This window comes from Leeuwenhoekiella aequorea (genome assembly GCF_004104375.1).
Lineage (GTDB): Bacteria > Bacteroidota > Bacteroidia > Flavobacteriales > Flavobacteriaceae > Leeuwenhoekiella > Leeuwenhoekiella aequorea.
This window is the reverse complement of record NZ_QOVM01000006.1, coordinates 19,844-38,477: the sequence shown is the minus strand read 5'-3', so window position 1 is coordinate 38,477 and position 18,634 is coordinate 19,844. Positions and strand designations below refer to the sequence as shown.

Sequence of the window (18,634 nt, the reverse complement as noted above, 5' to 3'; positions counted from 1 at the left end):
TATGCAATTATTTTATAATCCAGATATAGCCGCTCAAGATAAGACTGCAACATTCCCCAAAGATGAAAGTAAGCATATTGTAAAAGTTCTTCGGAAAAAAGCTGGTGATATTCTTGATATTACGAATGGTTCGGGTAATTTTTTTAAAGCCGAAATAACAAGCGCCAGTCCATCTGGATGCACCGTACGGATTCTCGAAGTTACTCAGGAAAATGCTTTACCGTATAAGTTACATATGGCCGTTGCTCCCACAAAACTTAATGACCGATATGAGTGGTTTTTAGAAAAAGCAACAGAAATAGGTATTACCGAAATAACTCCCGTAATCTGTGATCATAGCGAACGTAAGGTTATCAAAGAAGACCGCTATGAGCGGATTCTGCAAAGCGCAATGAAGCAATCATTAAAAGCATATATTCCTAAACTGAATCCTGCAGTTACATTTTCAGAATTTATTGAACTTCAGAAAAATTTTGAAGGTGTAAAGTATATTGCGCATTGCGAAGAAACCTTAAAGTATTCTTTAAAGCAAAAACTAGAACCAGGCGGCACTAATCTTATTTTAATAGGTCCTGAAGGCGATTTTTCTACCTCAGAAATAGAACTTGCTTTGAGTGCATCATTTACGCCGGTAATGCTTGGATCGAGTAGACTACGCACCGAAACAGCAGCTGTTGTAGCGGTTCATAGTGTAGCATTTATAAACGAGTAAGAGCGTATTTGCTAGCAATTACTAACCCATAATTTGCACCATTAATTCTTTTAAAATATCTCCTTGTGGCAGCTGGTTTGCTCCCACCCCTTTACCCTTCATGTCTGCATCACGTAGCAAGTTTATTATGAAACTCACCTTTTTCATTGGGTAATTGCGACCTGCCTCGACATATTCTCCTACAAAAAACGGACTTACCCCTAAGGCTTTTGCCACACTACTTTTGTCTTTACTAGGTAACCCGTGATACATTAATAATTTCTGAAAGTATTGAAACAGTAAGGCAATGGTTACGACCATCGGATTATCTTTAGGGTTTTGTGAAAAATAATTAATTATGCGATGCACCTTAACAATATCCCTACCACCTACAGCTTTGCGTAATTCAAAATTATTGTAATCTTTACTTATCCCTATATTTTCTTCAATTGCCAGAGGAGTAATATCACTTCCGGGAGGAAGAATAAGCATCAGTTTTTGAAGTTCATTATTTATTTTAGAAAGATCTGTTCCTAAAAACTCAACGAGCATATGTGCCGCTTTAGGTTCTATCGTGTAGTTTTTACCACTCATTACTTTTCTAATCCAATCGCTCACCTGATTTTCATAAAGTTTTTTGCTTTCAAAAACGACTCCGCCTTTTACCAGTGCCTTATATACTTTTTTTCGCTTATCTATCTTCTTGTATTTATAGCAGAAAACTAAAACGGTTGTATTTTGCGGATTTTCTGCATAGGCTTCCAGTTTATTCTTTTTGCCATCGCTTTGTGCATTAATCTCGCGAGCCATATCCTGAGCTTCCTTTACAATTACCACCTGATGTTCTGCCATCATAGGAAATCTTTTTGCCTGTGATATCACATCATCAAGAGAAACATCTCTACCATATAAAACCATTTGATTAAAACCGCGCTCTTCTTCAGTAAGTACTTTGTCTGCAATATAATCTGCCAGCTGATCGATATAATAGGGCTCTTCTCCCATTAAAAAATAGATAGGCTTGAGATTTCTACTTTTAATATCTTTTACTATACGAGTAACTTCTTCCACAAAAAGATGTATTTATTAAGGCTTAATTATACAAATGAGATAAAAATTATAAAGGTTGATTACCTTTGAAGCGATGCAGCAATTAAACTTTCCCAATTATACCTTTAGGGTCAAAAATAGCGAAAATAAACCGCTTATATTTGACGATATACGCAAAAAGTTTGTTCGGCTTACGCCAGAAGAATGGGTGCGTCAGCATACTGTCACACATCTACTAAAAGCTTATAATTACCCGCTTTCTCTTGTAAATGTAGAAAAGGAATTAAAAATAAATTCCCTTTCTAAACGCTATGATATCGTGATATTTAAGCCCGACGGAAGCATAAAGCTTATTGTTGAATGTAAAGCGCCTAAGATAAAAATTAACCAAGACACCTTTGATCAGATTGCACGCTACAATTTGGCTTTAAAAGCAGATTATCTAATGGTTACAAATGGCTTAAACCACTATTATTGTCAAATGGATTATGAAGCAAAAAAATATATTTTTCTGAAAGATTTTCCTGCATACACCCTATAAATTAAAGAATTGAAAGTAGCACTAGTTATACTTAATTGGAACGGTAAACATTTACTGGAGAAATTTTTGCCTTTAGTAATAGAACACAGCGCAGATAATTCCCAAATCTATGTTGCCGATAATGCGTCAACAGACGACTCAGTCGCCTATCTAAAACAACATTTTCCGCAAATAAAATGTATTCAAAATACATCTAATGGCGGTTATGCTAAGGGATACAATGAAAGTTTGCAAGGCCTAACTGAAGAATTATTTATTTTAATGAATAGTGATATCCTCACTACTCAAAATTGGTTAAAGCCTATTATAAAAGAATTCATTACAGATAAAAACCTAGGTGCTGCACAGCCAAAGATCCTAGATTTAAAGCGGAAGTCTCATTTTGAGTATGCTGGTGCTGCAGGAGGTTTTATTGATAGGCTGGGATATCCCTTTTGTAGAGGCCGCGTTTTTGAAACTCTAGAAGAAGATCACGGTCAGTACGATGATGTTGCTCCTATTTTCTGGGCCAGTGGTGCTTGTTTAATTATACGGAATGACCTTTTCTGGAAGGTGGGCGCACTCGACGAACTCTTTTTTGCGCATCAAGAAGAAATAGATTTGTGCTGGCGCATTCACGGAACAGGCAAAACTATTAAATGTATAGGTAAAAGTACCGTGTACCATTTAGGCGGGGCCACACTAGAACAAATGAATCCGCAGAAAACTTTTCTGAACTTCAGAAATAATTTAATTCTATTACTTAAAAATGTCGCTGGTATTCAAGTTTGGCTTCTCCTATTTATTAGATTATGTTTAGATGGCATTGCTGCTATTAAATTCTTGATTGACGGTAAACCTGCTCACTTTTTTGCAATTTTAAGGGCGCATTTTAACTTTTATTCAAAAATTTTTATAGTTCTTAAAAAGAGACACAATATACTGAAAATCAATGAGTACTATAAAATTAATTCTATCGTATGGATGTATTTCATAAGTAAAAAGAAGCAATATGACGAAATTTTTTAACAAAATTTAAAGTATTGTTAAGTTTGATATTTTGCATCGTATTTTAGGTATATTTGGCTCCACAAAATTTAAATAGAAAACAACTAAATTATGAGAAAATTAATGCTTGTATCGGCTTCTGCTATGATACTTCTTTCCTCTTGCGTATCTCAGAAAAAATATGCTGCATTGGAGGCAAAACAAATGGAAACTCAAGACATGCTGAATTCAGCAACTGTGAAATTGAACTCTTGTTTAGCTCAAAGTGAAACATTACGTGAGCAAATAGGAGATTTAAGAAAAACTAATAATAGTTTAATAGACACTCAAGGTAACCTTACCACTTTATCAACTAAAGGTGCTGAGAACTTAGAGAAATCTTTAGAGCAAATGAAAGAAAAAGATCTTCAGATCAAAACTTTCCGTGACGCTTTAAACAAGAAAGATTCTGTAACTCTTGCATTAGTAACTAGCTTAAAAGGTGCAATTGGTAACTTAAATGATGACGATATCCAGATCAACGTTGAGAAAGGTGTTGTTTATGTTTCTATCTCAGACAAGTTATTATTTAACAGTGGTCGTTGGGATGTAACTAGCCGTGCAAAAGAAGTACTAGGTAAAGTTGCTACAGTTGTTAAGAATAAGCCAGAGATCGAATTTATGGTTGAAGGTCATACAGACAGCAAATCTATTAGCACTGCAGTTATCGAAGACAACTGGGATCTAAGTGTTAAACGTGCAACTTCAGTAGTGCGTATTTTACAAAAAGAATTTGGTGTTCCTCCAGAGCGTATGGTAGCAGCAGGTAGAAGTTACTACGTGCCACTTGCTAGCAACGATACTGAAGAAGGTCGTGCTCGTAACCGTAGAACTCGTATCGTAGTTCTTCCTAAGCTTGACCAATTCTACAAGATGATAGAAGACGGTATGCCTAAAGAAAAATAATATTTTCTAGTATTAGAAAATAAAAAAACCCGGTCTTAGACCGGGTTTTTTGTTTATATATGGTTCTAAATTACTTAGAGATAAAGTCGATAAGTAACTTATTTAATTCTTCAGTATGCGTGAAAACAAGTCCGTGAGGCGCATCCTTTAATATGTGTAATTCACTGTTCTTTACTATTTGTGCCGCTTGTTTAGCGGATGGCTCTATATAAACTACCTCATCCGCATCTCCGTGAACAATGAGCGTAGGCACATCAAATTTCTTTAAATCGTCTCTAAAATCTGTGGTCCCAAAAGAATCTATACAATCTACCGTAGCCTTTGGTGATGCATTTGAAGCAATAGACCAGTTAAAGTGAACCTGAGCCTCACTAATGCGATCTGTATTAGCCTCATAATTCACAAAATTTTTACCAAAATCTTTAAGAAAACCCAACCTGTCTTTGCGAACACCTGCTTTAAATGATTCAAATGTTTCTGCTGGTACTCCATCAGGGTTGTCATCTGTTTGCAACATAAACGCAGCTACAGAAGATACAAGTGCCACTTTTTTAAGTGCTGCAGTGCCATAATGCGCAACATATTTACATACTTCACCACCACCCATAGAGAAACCTACCAATGTTGCATTAGTCAATTTTAAAGTGGTTATAAGGTCATTTAGATCCTTTGCTAAGGTATCGTAATCATAAGGCCCCCAAGGTTTGTCAGAATTGCCGAATCCTCTCCGGTCATAAGCTATAACTCGATAACCGGCGTTTACTAAAGGTTCAATTTGATATTCCCACATTTGATGACTTAGTGGCCATCCGTGAATTAGAATTATAGGATCTCCGCTACCGTAATCAGTATAATATAGATTTATAGCTTCGCCATTTTCAGTTGAAGTTGTTCTAAGAAAGCTCATAATTTAGTTTTACACTTAAATTACAACCTCTATTCAGTGTAAATAGTTTATTCGGTATATTTAAAACAATTTTAACCTTAAGGTCTTAAGGTTTTAGATTGTTAATGGACCCTTACCCTCTCGAATAAGTACTGCTTCACCACTAGTCAAATCAATCACTGTAGAAGGTACATTATCTCCATAACCCCCATCCACGACAATATCTACCAACTTATCCCACTTCTCTAAAATAAGTTCGGGATCTGTAGTATACTCCACAACTTCATCTTCATCATAAATAGAAGTAGATATGATAGGGTTGCCCAATTCTTTTACAATTGCACGTGCAATATTATTATCTGGCACCCGAATACCCACCGTTTTCTTCTTTTTAAATGCTGACGGTAAATTGTTATTTCCCGGTAATATGAAGGTATACGGCCCAGGTAATGCACGTTTTAATATCTTAAACGTAGGCGTATCAATTTGCCTTACATATTCAGAAATATTGCTCAAATCTTCGCAAATGAATGAAAAATTTGCTTTCTGGAGCTTCACTCCTCGTAGTTGTGCGACTTTAGTAAGTGCTTTGGTACTAGTAATATCACATCCCAAACCATACACGGTATCTGTAGGATATATTATCACACCATCATTTTTGAGCACCTTAACGATGCGCTTAATCTCACGTTCGCTTGGATTGTCGTTATAAAGTTTAATAAACTCTGCCATCTTAATTATGCTTTTTCTACTTCACTTTCTAATTTCAAAACCTCAGAGCCATCCTCTTGCTTGATATAAAGTGCTTTGTTACCTTCTTCCCCATCGCGGGTAATTTCAGAACCTTCAATAGTTCTGGTTATTTTTTTAGTATAAGTTTTTTCAACTGTACCGGTTGCAGAACCGCTACCCCATTTCCATTTCACAGTACTACCTTCTCGAATCATAACTTTTTTTTTCTAAAGTTAAAGGAGTCTGTAATTATAAACCCGCACTCTAACAGAAGATTAACGAGGCTTAATAAATTAGGAATAGTTACGTAGCTTATAGAGACTATTTTTTACAAAAGCTTCCCATTTTTTCTCGGCAGCTTCATTTTGAGAATGATCTGTTTCTTTATCAAACTGTGTTTGCATCTCTCGCCGTTTAGCTTCTATAGTATTATAAATTTTCTGAATTTCAGATTTAGAGTTTTTTGTAAAACGATATTCATCAATGGCTTTTCTAAGTAAACGTGCGTGAAGTTCTGAAATATCAAAATGGGTTTGCTCGTGTGCTAAGGTATTTTCATCAATCAACTTTGGTTTATACCACGACAAATTAGGATAAAAGTTAGCTGTAATAACCGAAGCTTTCTTTACTAAAAATCCTTTACTGTCAATAGTATATCTATGGCTCAATCCAGAATTTGCCGTAGCAGAATATGGAGCTCTTCGATCTGGCACGGCTCTAAAATCTGACCACTCTAAGGGATCATTAGCGTCCCACGCAAAACGATCTGCTTTACGTTGACCGGAAAGAAATACAACTGCTAAGGCAATTAAAAATAAATGACGATACATTAGGTTTTTTGTTGTTTTTTCTTTGCTGCAGGAAATAATATATTATTTAAAATAAGCCGATATCCCGGACTTGTAGGATGCAATTCTAATTCCGTTTTAGGATCTCCCACCCTATGCTGATAATCTTCAGGATCGTGGCCGCCATAAAAAGTAAAAAAACCTTTACCCTTTATTCCGTGAATATACCGCGCTTCTCCATTCGTTTTATTTTCTCCTAAAATGAGAACGTTAGCCTTTATTTCAGACGGGTTGTACGCAGTCGTCTGACCCATAAAGCCTTTTACTAATGCAGTATGGTTTTGACATAACATCGTAGGAACAGGATCCCATTTTGCTGAAAAATTTTTTAAACTAAAATAATCTGTATCTGCATTTATTGCACGTACCGGAGTGGTATCTATACTCGAGAATTCGTACTGTACGGGAGAACGTTCCAGAGTAAAGTCTGTAAAAGCAAATGTACGTTCAAAGTTAATTAGGGATTGGTAGTCTGCATCTGATGCATCTCCATCAAACATTGGCTCGCAAATATCTACTCCTGCAGCGGCTAATGCAATATCAAAACTATCTGTAGCACTACACATAGCAAACATAAAACCCCCGCCTATCACATAATCGCTTATTTTTGAAGCAACTGCTAATTTTTCTTCGGAAACTTTTTCAAAGCCCAATTCTGTAGCAAGAGCTTCAGCGTTTTGCTTTTCTTCAATATACCATGGCGTAGCTCTGTAAGTCCCATAAAATTTGCCATACTGTCCTGTAAAATCTTCGTGATGCAAATGTAACCAGTCATATAAGATCAACTCATCTGCCAGCACTTCCTTATCGTAAATTTTAGTATATGGGATCTCTGCATACTCTAATACCATTGTTACTGCATCATCCCAAGGTGCAGAACCATCAGGAGTATAGACAGCAACCTTTGGAGCTTTTTCAAGAATAACGGCTTCCATATTTTGTGACGGACTCTCAATCTCGGCTAAAATCTGTTCTGTTTTTGAATCGCTAATAATTTCAAAAGAGATTCCGCGTATTTTACATTCTCTTCTCAAACTCTCTGAGTCAGGAAGCAAAAATGAACCGCCTCTATAATTGAGTAACCATTTCACTTTTTGATTTTGACTAAGTGACCAGTAGGTTATTCCGTATGCTTTAAGATGTTCTCTTTGACCTTCTGCATCCATTGGTATAAGTACATATGAAGCATAGCTACTTATGGAAACAAGCAAAATTGTTAGAAGGGCTATAGCGGTTTTATAGTTATATGTTTTCAATCTTTAGATTTTATAGCAATAAATATCCTATTGAAATACAACTTAGCAAATAATATGCCTACTTTAAATAAAAATAGTGTAATTCTAAAAGTTTTCCCTCTTAGAATTACACTAGATAAAACACTTAGGTTTATTTATAAACTTGCAGTAAACCCAGCCGTTACGCTATAATTTGGATTTTCTAGATTATCTATAAAAAACCAACTTGCATTTACTCCGCTGTCATTTACAACAACCTTAAGATATCCTCTTTGTGAGGCATCAAAATTTTGCAAACCATCGATTAATACGACAAGCGCCTGCTGAAAGGCTCCTAATTGCTCAGTAGATGTACCAAGATAAGTTTCAAAACCCGGCGAACTTACAGACGATGTCGCAAATTCTGTTACTACTTTTTTGCCTGCTGCATTATAAATCTCGTTATGCCAAGCATTATGGGTATCTCCTGCCAAAACCACCACATTTCTATCTTCAAAAAGAGCTAATAATTGTTCTCTTTCAGCAGCATATCCATCCCAGGCATCCAGATTATAAGGAATAAGTGTCGTTATACGTGCTCTTTCGGCAGCAGTTAACGTGGAATCATTTGCAAGTAATCGTGCTTTGAGTTGGGTTAATTGCATCAAGCTACCCTCAAATTGTGCTTGGGTAATTGCCGTCACCGTCCCTAATGCTGCTACTTCTCCGAGTATTTGTCCTAGAATCAATAGCAATTCTGCCGGCACCATCATACGTCCCATAAGCACTTGCTGCCCAATTATTTGATATTTTGAGGAACTTGAAGTCATCTGGTTTTTGAACCACGATAATTGTTGAGCTCCCAACATTGTTCTTGAAGTATCAGTAAGATCATTCTGAAATCTAATGGCGTCAATAGTGCCAGTTGCATCGACGTAGTCAAATATTTCAAGTTGTTTATCCCGACCTACCAGTCGTGTGTCTAGCATAATTAAATCTGCCAGATCCCCTATTTTAAAACTTCTGTAAATAATGCTTATATCATTTGTCATAGCAGGCATAAATTCACTATAGGCTTGCAATGCTGCTTGTTTACGCACTTCAAAACTACCTTCATCACTTTGGTGATTCTGTGCTCCGTCATTATAGGTATCGTTTGTAATTTCGTGATCATCCCACACCCCTATAAAAGGCTTTAGCTGGTGCACCAATTTAAGGTCTGCATCAGATCTGTATTGTCTGTACCTGATTCTGTAATCATCTAAGGAAACAATCTCTCGATTAGGCTCCGGAACGCGGTTTAGAGCTACTGTATTTTCATTAGTTCCGTATTGATCTGGAGCATACTCATAAATATAATCTCCTAAGTGAATGACAATATCCACATCTGAGTTAGCAACTTCCTTATAAACATTAAATAGACCTGCAGGATAATTAGCGCAAGAAACCACCGCAAAAGAAACTGCTTCATTTCCTGTCGCCGCTAATGTAATTGTTTGACCTACCGGAGAAACCGTTACATCTTCAGAATTTATAAACCGATAGAATAATTTTAGAGATGGTTCAAGATCTTTAACTTCAATAGCAGCAGTAAAGTCACGAGATTGATCAACTACTACTTCACCTTCACGTAGTATAGCGTCAAAATTAGAATCTAAACTTAATTGCCAGATAATACTAGCCGAAGGAGCTGTAGTTGCGTAGCGTGTCCAAATAATTACCTGATTTGCTGTAGGGTCAAAACTTGCGACTCCCCAATCAAAATTTTCGGTCTTAAGATTTTCAGGAATTTTAATGGATGCCGGCAAATCATCCTCAGAACAACTTATAAAATTAGGTACCAGAATTACTCCACCTGTAGCAAGTAAAGTATTTTTTAGAAACGCGCGTCTCTTTAGATTTGAATTCATGCTATCATTTGTTTTAGATATACAGAATTACCTATAATATTCAAATCAAATTTTTCCAATGTATTAACCTAATTTTATCAAATAACACCGAAAACAAAAAAAAGGAAGCCGTTAGGGCTTCCTTTTTTACTATAACGTAAAGTTCACTTTAATTAAAAAGGAACCTCATCTTCCCCATTGCGATCAAACCCACCATCATTCATAGAACTACCAAATGCCTGATCGGGCGTAGGCGTTGGAAATGACTCTGGTCTAAAGGTATCATCATTGGCCGCTGCATTTTGGTTCATAGCAGACTCAAATTGATAAGGTGTATTGAAGTCATCGAGGTTATCAAATTTACCTAAATGCCCAATAAACTTAAGACGTATATTTTCTAAACCACCATTACGGTGTTTTGCAATAATAAATTCGGCCTGACCATCGGTAGGGCTGCGCTCTTCATCATCCCACTCATCAATCTTATAGTATTCTGGACGATAAATAAATGATACAATATCTGCATCCTGCTCAATTGCTCCAGATTCCCTAAGGTCAGAAAGCAAGGGTCTTTTACTACCACCACGTGTTTCTACAGCTCTCGAAAGCTGAGACAGTGCAATTACTGGCACCATTAACTCTTTTGCAAGCGCCTTTAAGTTACGTGAGATCATAGATATCTCTTGTTCCCGGTTTCCATTCTTTTGACTACCTCCTGCAGTCATCAACTGCAAATAATCAATTATAATCATTTTGATACCGTGCTGCGAAGCCAGACGACGAGCTTTTGCACGCAAGTCAAATATAGATAGTGATGGTGTATCATCTATAAACAAGGGTGCTTTCTCAAGGCTTTTAACCTTAACATTTAATTGCTCCCACTCGTGTTTTTCTAATTTTCCAGTACGTAGCTTTTCTGAAGAAAGACCAGTTTCTGAAGAAATAAGACGGGTAATTAACTGAACAGATGCCATCTCAAGTGAGAAAAACGCAACGGGAATTCCTTGTCCTACGGCAATATTACGAGCCATAGATAAGGTAAGAGCCGTTTTACCCATACCTGGACGAGCAGCAACAATAATTAAATCACTAGGTTGCCAGCCCGAAGTTAATTTATCAAGACGGTCAAAACCTGATGGAACACCAGACAGACCCTCTTTATTAGAAATCTCTTCAATTTTCTTTTTAGCTTGTATTACAAGACTTTGAGCAGTTTCTGAGGAACGCTTAATATTTCCTTGTGTTACTTCATACAACTTGCTTTCTGCAGTGTCTAATAAATCAAAAACATCTGTAGTCTCATCGTAAGCCTCCTCAATAATCTCGTTAGAAATTTTGATAAGACTACGCTGTATATACTTCTGTAGTATGATACGTGCGTGATACTCAATATGTGCCGATGAAGATACCTTTTGTGTAAGTTGTATAAGATAATAATCACCGCCTGCCTGATCTAACTTGGCCATTTTCTTTAACTGCTCTGAAACAGTTAATAAGTCAATAGGCTCCCCGTTTTCAAACAATGCACGTATTGCATCGTAAATGTGGTGATGGGCCTCTTTGTAGAAAACTTCGGGGGTAAGAATATCTATAATCTCATCAACACCCTTTTTATCAATCATCATCGCCCCTAGAACAACTTGCTCTAAATCAATAGCTTGCGGGGGTATTTTGCCACGTTCAAGCGATATTACTTCTTTTGAAGGATTAACGTAATTGGGTTTTGTTTTTACTTGTTCCATTAGAGCAAATGTAAAGAATGTGTTAAGGGCAGCTTAATTTTCTACTCTTCGGTTATTCACTGGTCGTTAACAATTTACCTGTGAACAACTTTATTTTTTTGTTGATAAGCATAAAAAAAACCGGAACTTAAGGTTCCGGAATTTAAGTGCAAGTGATGTTTAAAAGGTTATCCCTTAAACACACCCATATTTGAATATTTATCCATTCGTTTTTCAACCAATTCTGATGCTGATAAGTTTTTTAAATCCTTATAAGTACTTAGAATTGTGCTTTTGACAGTTGCAAAAGTTTCATCACGCTGAGTATGAGCACCACCCAATGGTTCTTTGATAATAGAATCGATTACTTTAAGGCGTTTTGCATCGCTTGCAGTTAGTTTTAACGCTTCTGCAGCAATTTCCTTATACTCCCAACTTCTCCAAAGAATTGATGAACAGTTTTCTGGAGATATTACAGAATACCAAGAGTTCTCCAGCATCATCACCTTATCACCTACTCCAATACCTAACGCTCCACCACTGGCACCTTCACCTATTACTATAACTATAACAGGCACCTTAAGGCGCATCATCTCAAGTATGTTACGTGCAATCGCTTCTCCTTGACCACGTTCTTCTGCTTCCAAACCTGGATATGCTCCCGGCGTATCAATAAACGAAACCACAGGAATACCAAATTTTTCAGCACTCTTCATAAGACGCAGCGCTTTACGGTATCCTTCAGGGTTAGCCATACCAAAATTACGGTACTGTCTGGTTTTTGTATTATAACCCTTTTGCTGACCTATAAGCATAAAACTCTGGTCACCTATTTTACCCAGTCCACCTATCATTGCCTTATCGTCCTTTACCGTACGATCACCATGCAATTCTAGAAACGAAGTTCCGCAAAGTGCTTTTATGTAATCTAAAGTATACGGTCTGTTAGGATGACGAGACAGCTGAACACGTTGCCAGGCTGTAAGATTTTTATAAATATCTTTTTTTGTCTCAGCAAGCTTCTTCTCAATCTGCTTGCAGGTATTAGTGACATCTACGTCACTCTCTTCACCAATTAAAGAACATTTTTGAAGCTGTTCTTCAAGCTCTTTAATAGGTTGTTCAAAATCTAAATATTCCATTAGGGGAAAATTTGAGTTAGCTCACAAATATAATGGTTTTAGAAACCTTTTGCCAAAGTCTCAACCATTTTAAATGTTAAGGTCACTTTATTATTTTACTTGTTTTTTTAATTGTCGGGCTGTACGCCACTTACGCTGACTTTTTAGAATGCCGTTACCAATAACAGTTAGCAAAATTAAAACTGCACCGTAATAAAATCCGGTATTCATTTCTTCTGTATCACCCAGAATCACATAGGCAAGTATAATGCCATATACAGGCTCCATATTAGTCGTAAGCATTACGGTATATGGAGACAAATATTTCATCACTTTTATAGCAGCAATAAATGCATATGCCGTACAAATCGTGGCTAAGATTAAAATATAAATCCAGTCTGCCTGATTTAAATAAAAAAATTGCGCATCAAAACGAGCCGTTACTGCTAGAAATACGGTTATAAATAGTGCGCCGGTAAGCAATTCATAAAATGAAATCATAACCGGATGATGCTGCTGTACAAACTTTCCATTTATCAATGTGAAAATTGCAGATAGTAAAGCCGAAATTAAGGCGACAATTATTCCTTCAGTATATCGGGTTTCTACTTCAAATATGAGATACAGTCCCGCTATTACAAATAAACCAAAAACAATCTCGTACCAGATTACTTTCCGCTTATAAAATATAGGTTCTAGTATGCTTGTAAAAAATGCACCTGTACTTAGCATAGCCAGAGTGATTGAAACATTAGCCAATTTAATTGCTCCAAAAAATGTAAGCCAGTGAAGGGCAATAATTATACCCGCTCCAGCCAACTTTAATCGTGTAGATTTACTTGCTTCTAGCGGAATCTTTTTGTAACGTATATAAATATAGATAAACAGTGAAGCAATTAACATGCGGTACCACACCAGTGCTACCGTGTCTATACTTATAAGTGCGCCTAAGACTGCGGTAAACCCCCAAATAAAAACTATAAAATGAAAATGGAGGTAGCTTTTTAAACTATCGTTTTGCATTGTTGAGCAGATATATTGCTAAAATCCCAAAAAGAACGTTAGGTAACCAAACGGCAACTAACGGTGAAAAATCTGATTGTTCTGATATTGTTCCAAAAACTTTATCAAAAAATATGAATATAAAAGCGAGAGAGATACCAAGCGCTAGATTAATTCCCATACCTCCTCTTCGTTTCATAGAGGAAACCGCAACCGCAATTATAGTTAAAATATAGGCACTTACAGGTAAACTGAAACGTTTATATAGCGTCACCTCATATCTATTTATTGATGAGGAACCTCTAGCCTTTTCTTTAGCTATAAATTCTCGCAATTTTGGAGTAGTAAGCGTTTCTGCAATATATTCTAGTGGTGTAAGATCTTCTAAATCAAAGGCGAATAAAGTGTCTAATTTAGTCTGACTAATTAAAATATCACCTTCCTCTCCTATGATTCGTTTTTTATACCCATTTAATCGGTATAGGGTGTCTTCAGGGCGGTACACAATGCTCCGCGCCTGAATTTTGTACTTTAACGTATTATCCTCAAAATGTTCTAGTGTAAAATTCTGTCCCATCTTACTTGAAGGAGTAAACCGGCTTACGTAAATAAAATCATTATCGTTAATCTGTCTATACACATTACGCGTTTCCCTATCTGCTTTATTATTCTTTAAATACTCATAAGAAAACTCATTAAACCCTCTACTTGCTGCCGGAGCGAGATAGGTTCCTAAAATATAGGCTCCTACACAAACCAGAGTTGCACCAATGAGATAAGGACGTAAAAATCTATAAAAAGAAACACCAGAGCTTAAAAATGCAATAACCTCGGTGTTATTGGCAAGCTTTGAAGTAAACCAAATGACCGAAAGAAATAAAAACAACGGAAAAAGCAGGTTAGCAAAATAAACTGTAAAGTTTAAGTAGTACAATACTACCTCTAAGAAAGGCACCTCATTAGCCAGCATCTTGTCTATTTTTTCAGCAAGATTTACTGTTATCCCTATCGGAATAAACAATACAAGCATCATCGTAAATGTACCCAGATAACGCTTAAGAATGTACCAGTCCAGAATTTTCATCTACAACCTTTTGTCCATTTGTTTAACCATTTTTTCTTTCCAGCTATAAAAATCTCCTGCTATAATATGTTTACGTGCTTCCCGCACCAGCCACATATAGAAACCAAGATTGTGTATAGTTCCTATTTGTCTTCCTAATATTTCATTTACACTAAATAAATGACGCACATACGCTTTTGAATATGCATTATCTACCCAAGTGGTGCCATCTGGATCAAGGGGAGAAAAGTCTGCCTCCCATTTTTTGTTTTTAATATTTATGCTTCCGTGCTGTGTGAAGAGTGTTCCGTTTCTTCCATTACGAGTAGGCATTACGCAGTCAAACATATCTATACCTAACGCAATATTCTCTAAAATATTTATAGGCGTGCCCACACCCATTAGATAACGTGGCTTTTCTTTAGGAAGGATGGCGGTAACAATTTCTGTCATTGCATACATCTCCTCTGCAGGTTCTCCCACAGAAAGACCACCAATGGCATTACCCACAGCCCCAGAATTTGCAATATATTCTGCAGACTGCTGTCTTAAATCTTTATATGTACTACCTTGAACAATAGGAAAAAATGCCTGATCGTAACCATATTTAACCGGCGTTTTATCAAGATGATTTATACAACGATCTAACCAGCGATGAGTCATATGCATAGATCGTTTTGCATAATTGTAGTCACAAGGATAAGGCGTGCATTCATCAAAAGCCATAATAATATCTGCACCTATACTACGCTGAATTTCCATCACACGTTCTGGAGTAAATAAATGTACAGAGCCATCTATATGGGACTTAAACTTTACTCCTTCTTCTTTAATTTTTCGGTTTGCAGAAAGTGAATAAACCTGGTAACCTCCACTATCTGTTAGGATATTTCGGTCCCAATTCATAAACTTATGTAAACCTCCTGCTTTTTCTAAGATATCAATTTGAGGTCTTAGATAAAGATGATAGGTGTTCCCTAATATAATATCTGGGTTTATATCTTCTTTAAGTTCACGTTGATGCACCCCTTTTACAGTACCCACAGTTCCTACGGGCATAAATATGGGTGTTTCTATAGTTCCGTGATTTGTGGTGATTGTTCCTGCGCGCGCCTGACTGCCTGCGTCAGTATTAAGAAGATTAAATTGCATAATATATTTTAGAAGGGGCAAAGATAAAACTATTTAGCAGATACAGGGTCTAACCCAAATAGGATAATGACAAATGTGCAATGATAATCCCAATCTTCTTAAATTATCTTAAAAGCTTAGTAATATATAGGTTATTGATTGTAATCCCTATTCAAAAACGGTATTTTTGAAATTCAATTTTAACTCAATAAAAATGCCAAACACAAAACAATTAGAGGATTTTGTTTCTCAGGTAAGAAGAGACATCGTAAGGCAAGTACATGGAGTGAATTCTGGTCATCCGGGAGGATCTTTAGGTTGTGCAGAATTTTTTGTCGCCTTATATCAGGAAGTAATGAAGCGAAAAGATGGCTTTGATATGGATGGCAAAGATGAGGATTTATTTTTCTTATCTAATGGTCATATCTCACCCGTATTTTATAGCGTTTTGGCTAGATCAGGATATTTTCCTGTAGCTGAATTAAATACATATAGAAAAATTGATTCACGTGTACAAGGCCACCCTACTACACATGAAGGGTTACCAGGAATACGTATAGCATCTGGATCACTAGGCCAAGGTATGAGTGTAGCACTAGGTGCAGCTCAAACTAAAAAACTCAATGGAGATCCTAACTTAGTTTATTCATTACACGGTGATGGGGAATTGCAAGAAGGTCAAAACTGGGAAGCAATCATGTATGCATCTGCAAATAACATTGACAACCTTATTTCTACAGTAGATTTAAATGGACAGCAGATTGACGGAACTACAGATCACGTTCTTAATATGGGCAGCATTAGAGCAAAATTTGAAGCTTTTGGCTGGGAAGTTCTAGATGTTGAGAAAGGAAATGATATGAATGCGGTTCTTGCTGGTTTAAAAGAAGCAAAATCATTAACTGGTAAAGGGAAACCCGTTTGTATTTTACTACATACGATTATGGGTAATGGTGTTGATTTTATGATGGGAACTCACGCGTGGCATGGTAAAGCACCAAATGATGAGCAACTAGAATCTGCTTTAACTCAAAATCCTGAAACGTTAGGTGATTATTAATCGATAGCCTTAGCAGTTTCTAACACTTTAAAAATACATTCATGAAAAAATATATAAACTCAGGAAATATAGATACCCGTTCAGGTTTTGGAGCTGGTATGGATGAACTAGGAAAGACACATGAGAATGTAGTCGCTCTTTGTGCAGACCTTACAGGTTCATTAAAATTAAACGATTTTGAAAAAAATCATCCAGAACGTTTTTTCCAAACTGGTATAGCAGAAGCTAATATGATGGGTATGGCCGCAGGTATGACCATAGGAGGTAAAATACCGTATGCTACAACATTTGCAAATTTTGCGACAGGCCGCGTTTACGATCAAATACGTCAAAGTATTGCTTACTCAAATAAAAACGTGAAAATATGTGCATCTCACGCAGGTCTTACACTTGGTGAAGATGGTGCTACGCATCAAATCTTAGAAGATCTTGGATTGATGAAAATGTTACCAGGTATGACCGTAATTAACACGTGTGATTACAACCAAACAAAAGCGGCCACTATCGCAATTGCAGATCACGATGGTCCTGTTTACTTACGTTTTGGGCGTCCTAGCGTAGCAAATTTCACAGAGAAAGACGGAAAATTTGAAATAGGCAAAGCGGTACATTTGCTTGAAGGTTCTGATGTGACTATCGTGGCTACCGGACACTTAGTTTGGGAAGCTATTAAAGCTGCTGAAGAATTAAATGAAAATGGAATTAGCGCAGAGGTAATTAATATTCACACTATTAAACCTCTTGATGATGAAGCAATACTTAATTCTGTGAAGAAAACAAGATGTATTGTTACTTGTGAAGAGCATAATTATTTAGGTGGTTTAGGTGAAAGCGTTGCACGCGTACTTGCTACTAATGACCCTGCTCCTCAAGAATTTGTAGCAACTCAAGATACTTTTGGTGAAAGTGGAACTCCAGCCGAGTTAATGGAAAAATATGGCTTAAATACTAAATCTATTGTTGCAGCCGTTAACAAGGTACTAACTAGAAAGTAAATATTACAGGTATAATTCCTGAGAATGTTTGCTTCTATTAACCAAAATTAGAAGGTCTTTAGCTAGACCAAAATTAATTTTAACTGCTCAACGTAAGAGCACAAAATAACCGATATGAAGAATTTATTTTTAGGAGTTTTATTTTTAGCTGCCGGTGCGGTAAGCGCACAATCAGATCCGGGATTTGGTATTAAAGGTGGTCTTAACTATGGTGGTACAGGAGACATAAGTGACTCTGCAAGTAATGCATATGACGACCCAAGTAGCGATATAGGTTATCACGTGGGAGTATTTGCCCGTACAGGTGAGAGATTGTTCTTTAGACCAGAATTAGTATATACTAAATTAAATACCACTTATGAAGATTCTGATTTCAGTATGCAAAAATTGGATGCTCCTCTATTAATTGGATATGAAGTAATAGGACCCCTAAATATTTTTGCAGGTCCATCGTTGCAGTATATTTTAGATACAGACTACGACGGCCTAGCATTAGGAGATGTAAAAAATGATTTTACAGTTGGTCTTAATTTTGGTGCAGGAGTAGCTCTAGGTAAATTGGGAATTGATCTACGATACGAAAGAGGTTTTGGAGATAATGAAGCAGAATTTTTAGATTCTCGAGGCATTATTACAGATGGTTCTCGTATAGATACAAGACCAGACCAATTAATCTTAAGCGTTTCACTTAACCTATAATTATATACTCTAAGATTGAAAATAAAAAACTCGCCAGAGTTATCTGGCGGGTTTTTTTT

Annotated in this window: 19 protein-coding genes; 7 read left to right on the top strand and 12 right to left on the bottom strand. The window is 36.5% G+C overall.

The features are described from left to right. Position 1: 1 nt before the first annotated feature. The gene (locus DSM00_RS12685; RefSeq protein ID WP_128758344.1) at positions 2-712 is read left to right on the top strand and encodes a 16S rRNA (uracil(1498)-N(3))-methyltransferase; all 711 of its coding nucleotides are present in this window, start codon (positions 2-4) and stop codon (positions 710-712) included. Positions 713-733: 21 nt separating this feature from the next. Here the strand turns inward: DSM00_RS12685 and holA are convergent, their stop codons facing one another. Then, the gene (holA, locus tag DSM00_RS12680) at positions 734-1,762 is read right to left on the bottom strand and encodes a DNA polymerase III subunit delta (RefSeq protein ID WP_128758343.1); all 1,029 of its coding nucleotides are present in this window, start codon (positions 1,760-1,762) and stop codon (positions 734-736) included. A 73-nt stretch (positions 1,763-1,835) separates the two neighbouring features. Here holA and DSM00_RS12675 point away from each other — a divergent pair, with 73 nt between their 5' ends. The 3 genes from DSM00_RS12675 (at position 1,836) to DSM00_RS12665 (ending at position 4,214) form a co-directional block, all read left to right on the top strand. Next, a complete protein-coding gene (locus tag DSM00_RS12675) occupies positions 1,836-2,282 on the top strand; it encodes a type I restriction enzyme HsdR N-terminal domain-containing protein (RefSeq protein ID WP_128758342.1) in 447 nt (148 codons plus the stop codon). Positions 2,283-2,291: 9 nt separating this feature from the next. Continuing rightward, a complete protein-coding gene (locus DSM00_RS12670; protein WP_128758341.1) occupies positions 2,292-3,290 on the top strand; it encodes a glycosyltransferase family 2 protein in 999 nt (332 codons plus the stop codon). 90 nt (positions 3,291-3,380) lie between these two features. After that, a complete protein-coding gene (locus DSM00_RS12665; protein WP_128758340.1) occupies positions 3,381-4,214 on the top strand; it encodes an OmpA family protein in 834 nt (277 codons plus the stop codon). A gap of 70 nt (positions 4,215-4,284) precedes the next feature. Here DSM00_RS12665 and DSM00_RS12660 read toward each other — a convergent pair whose 3' ends face one another. The 11 genes from DSM00_RS12660 to tgt form a co-directional block, all read right to left on the bottom strand. Then, entirely contained in the window at positions 4,285-5,121 is an 837-nt protein-coding gene (locus tag DSM00_RS12660) for an alpha/beta fold hydrolase (RefSeq protein ID WP_128758339.1), read from the bottom strand. 93 nt (positions 5,122-5,214) lie between these two features. Next, positions 5,215-5,832: an L-threonylcarbamoyladenylate synthase gene (locus DSM00_RS12655; RefSeq protein ID WP_128758338.1), complete on the bottom strand. Its 618-nt coding sequence runs from the start codon at positions 5,830-5,832 to the stop codon at positions 5,215-5,217. Between the two features lie 5 nt (positions 5,833-5,837). Further along, positions 5,838-6,047: a hypervirulence associated TUDOR domain-containing protein gene (locus tag DSM00_RS12650; protein ID WP_128758337.1), complete on the bottom strand. Its 210-nt coding sequence runs from the start codon at positions 6,045-6,047 to the stop codon at positions 5,838-5,840. Positions 6,048-6,125: 78 nt separating this feature from the next. Further along, positions 6,126-6,662, bottom strand: a complete 537-nt coding sequence (locus DSM00_RS12645) for a DUF922 domain-containing protein (protein ID WP_128758336.1) — start codon at positions 6,660-6,662, stop codon at positions 6,126-6,128. Then, on the bottom strand, positions 6,662-7,846 hold the full coding sequence (locus DSM00_RS12640) for an asparagine synthetase B (RefSeq protein ID WP_394365804.1): 1,185 nt from the start codon (positions 7,844-7,846) through the stop codon (positions 6,662-6,664). Before DSM00_RS12640 ends, DSM00_RS12645 begins: the two co-directional genes overlap by 1 nt. A 224-nt stretch (positions 7,847-8,070) precedes the next feature. Continuing rightward, positions 8,071-9,804 (bottom strand): alkaline phosphatase D family protein, encoded by a 1,734-nt coding sequence (locus tag DSM00_RS12635; RefSeq protein ID WP_128758335.1) that lies wholly within the window; start codon positions 9,802-9,804, stop codon positions 8,071-8,073. A 152-nt stretch (positions 9,805-9,956) separates the two neighbouring features. Beyond that, complete coding sequence (gene dnaB, locus DSM00_RS12630) at positions 9,957-11,525, bottom strand: replicative DNA helicase (protein WP_128758334.1); 1,569 nt, start codon at positions 11,523-11,525, stop codon at positions 9,957-9,959. A gap of 167 nt (positions 11,526-11,692) precedes the next feature. Continuing rightward, positions 11,693-12,646, bottom strand: coding sequence for an acetyl-CoA carboxylase carboxyltransferase subunit alpha (locus DSM00_RS12625; protein ID WP_128758333.1), 954 nt, complete (start codon positions 12,644-12,646; stop codon positions 11,693-11,695). A gap of 90 nt (positions 12,647-12,736) precedes the next feature. Beyond that, positions 12,737-13,648, bottom strand: coding sequence for a DMT family transporter (locus DSM00_RS12620; RefSeq protein ID WP_128758332.1), 912 nt, complete (start codon positions 13,646-13,648; stop codon positions 12,737-12,739). Then, on the bottom strand, positions 13,635-14,711 hold the full coding sequence (locus DSM00_RS12615; RefSeq protein ID WP_128758331.1) for an LptF/LptG family permease: 1,077 nt from the start codon (positions 14,709-14,711) through the stop codon (positions 13,635-13,637). The genes DSM00_RS12620 and DSM00_RS12615 overlap by 14 nt, the downstream gene beginning before the upstream one ends. After that, positions 14,712-15,842 (bottom strand): tRNA guanosine(34) transglycosylase Tgt, encoded by a 1,131-nt coding sequence (gene tgt, locus DSM00_RS12610; RefSeq protein ID WP_128758330.1) that lies wholly within the window; start codon positions 15,840-15,842, stop codon positions 14,712-14,714. A gap of 193 nt (positions 15,843-16,035) precedes the next feature. Here tgt and DSM00_RS12605 point away from each other — a divergent pair, with 193 nt between their 5' ends. The 3 genes from DSM00_RS12605 (at position 16,036) to DSM00_RS12595 (ending at position 18,575) form a co-directional block, all read left to right on the top strand. Further along, a complete protein-coding gene (locus DSM00_RS12605) occupies positions 16,036-16,881 on the top strand; it encodes a transketolase (protein WP_128758329.1) in 846 nt (281 codons plus the stop codon). A gap of 41 nt (positions 16,882-16,922) precedes the next feature. Beyond that, positions 16,923-17,876 carry a transketolase family protein gene (locus DSM00_RS12600; protein WP_128758328.1) on the top strand — a complete coding sequence of 318 codons (954 nt, stop codon included), beginning with the start codon at positions 16,923-16,925 and terminating at the stop codon, positions 17,874-17,876. 114 nt (positions 17,877-17,990) lie between these two features. Then, entirely contained in the window at positions 17,991-18,575 is a 585-nt protein-coding gene (locus tag DSM00_RS12595; protein WP_128758327.1) for an outer membrane beta-barrel protein, read from the top strand. Positions 18,576-18,634: the final 59 nt, after the last annotated feature.

Coding starts and splice junctions, on each gene's coding strand:
- DSM00_RS12685 (WP_128758344.1), top strand. CDS start 2: ATGCAATTATTTTATAATCCAGATATAGCCGCTCAAGATAAGACTGCA.
- DSM00_RS12675 (WP_128758342.1), top strand. CDS start 1,836: ATGCAGCAATTAAACTTTCCCAATTATACCTTTAGGGTCAAAAATAGC.
- DSM00_RS12665 (WP_128758340.1), top strand. CDS start 3,381: ATGAGAAAATTAATGCTTGTATCGGCTTCTGCTATGATACTTCTTTCC.
- DSM00_RS12660 (WP_128758339.1), bottom strand. CDS start 5,121: ATGAGCTTTCTTAGAACAACTTCAACTGAAAATGGCGAAGCTATAAAT.
- DSM00_RS12655 (WP_128758338.1), bottom strand. CDS start 5,832: ATGGCAGAGTTTATTAAACTTTATAACGACAATCCAAGCGAACGTGAG.
- DSM00_RS12650 (WP_128758337.1), bottom strand. CDS start 6,047: ATGATTCGAGAAGGTAGTACTGTGAAATGGAAATGGGGTAGCGGTTCT.
- DSM00_RS12645 (WP_128758336.1), bottom strand. CDS start 6,662: ATGTATCGTCATTTATTTTTAATTGCCTTAGCAGTTGTATTTCTTTCC.
- DSM00_RS12640 (WP_394365804.1), bottom strand. CDS start 7,846: ATGGATGCAGAAGGTCAAAGAGAACATCTTAAAGCATACGGAATAACC.
- DSM00_RS12635 (WP_128758335.1), bottom strand. CDS start 9,804: ATGAATTCAAATCTAAAGAGACGCGCGTTTCTAAAAAATACTTTACTT.
- dnaB (WP_128758334.1), bottom strand. CDS start 11,525: ATGGAACAAGTAAAAACAAAACCCAATTACGTTAATCCTTCAAAAGAA.
- DSM00_RS12625 (WP_128758333.1), bottom strand. CDS start 12,646: ATGGAATATTTAGATTTTGAACAACCTATTAAAGAGCTTGAAGAACAG.
- DSM00_RS12620 (WP_128758332.1), bottom strand. CDS start 13,648: ATGCAAAACGATAGTTTAAAAAGCTACCTCCATTTTCATTTTATAGTT.
- DSM00_RS12615 (WP_128758331.1), bottom strand. CDS start 14,711: ATGAAAATTCTGGACTGGTACATTCTTAAGCGTTATCTGGGTACATTT.
- tgt (WP_128758330.1), bottom strand. CDS start 15,842: ATGCAATTTAATCTTCTTAATACTGACGCAGGCAGTCAGGCGCGCGCA.
- DSM00_RS12605 (WP_128758329.1), top strand. CDS start 16,036: ATGCCAAACACAAAACAATTAGAGGATTTTGTTTCTCAGGTAAGAAGA.
- DSM00_RS12600 (WP_128758328.1), top strand. CDS start 16,923: ATGAAAAAATATATAAACTCAGGAAATATAGATACCCGTTCAGGTTTT.
- DSM00_RS12595 (WP_128758327.1), top strand. CDS start 17,991: ATGAAGAATTTATTTTTAGGAGTTTTATTTTTAGCTGCCGGTGCGGTA.